The sequence below is a fragment of the Vibrio sp. OPT41 genome (assembly GCF_015163595.1).
In the GTDB taxonomy this organism is placed as follows: Bacteria; Pseudomonadota; Gammaproteobacteria; order Enterobacterales; family Vibrionaceae; genus Vibrio; species Vibrio alginolyticus.
Window position 1 is genome coordinate 1 of sequence record NZ_JADDYH010000099.1, and the last position, 751, is coordinate 751.

1 rRNA gene is annotated in these 751 nt (G+C 52.3%); it reads left to right on the forward strand.

Annotated elements, in window-relative coordinates:
- Positions 1–682, forward strand: a 23S ribosomal RNA gene (locus tag IQP38_RS25565); the annotation flags it as partial.
- Positions 683–751: the final 69 nt, after the last annotated feature.

A 751-nucleotide genomic window follows, 5' to 3' on the forward strand; every position in this document is an offset into this window, starting at 1 on the left:
GGACAGTGCCTGGTGGGTAGTTTGACTGGGGCGGTCTCCTCCCAAAGCGTAACGGAGGAGCACGAAGGTGGGCTAATCACGGTTGGACATCGTGAGGTTAGTGCAATGGCATAAGCCCGCTTGACTGCGAGAATGACAATTCGAGCAGGTGCGAAAGCAGGTCATAGTGATCCGGTGGTTCTGAATGGAAGGGCCATCGCTCAACGGATAAAAGGTACTCCGGGGATAACAGGCTGATACCGCCCAAGAGTTCATATCGACGGCGGTGTTTGGCACCTCGATGTCGGCTCATCACATCCTGGGGCTGAAGTCGGTCCCAAGGGTATGGCTGTTCGCCATTTAAAGTGGTACGCGAGCTGGGTTTAGAACGTCGTGAGACAGTTCGGTCCCTATCTGCCGTGGGCGTTGGAGAATTGAAAGGGGCTGCTCCTAGTACGAGAGGACCGGAGTGGACGAACCTCTGGTGTTCGGGTTGTGTCGCCAGACGCATTGCCCGGTAGCTAAGTTCGGGATCGATAACCGCTGAAAGCATCTAAGCGGGAAGCGAGCCTTGAGATGAGTTCTCCCTGATACTTTAAGTATCCTAAAGGGTTGTCGTAGACTACGACGTTGATAGGCAGGGTGTGTAAGCGTTGTGAGGCGTTGAGCTAACCTGTACTAATTGCCCGTGAGGCTTAACCATACAACACCCAAGGGGTTTTGATGGACTCAATGAAAGAACATTGAATGTGTAAGAACGAGAATTAAAAAA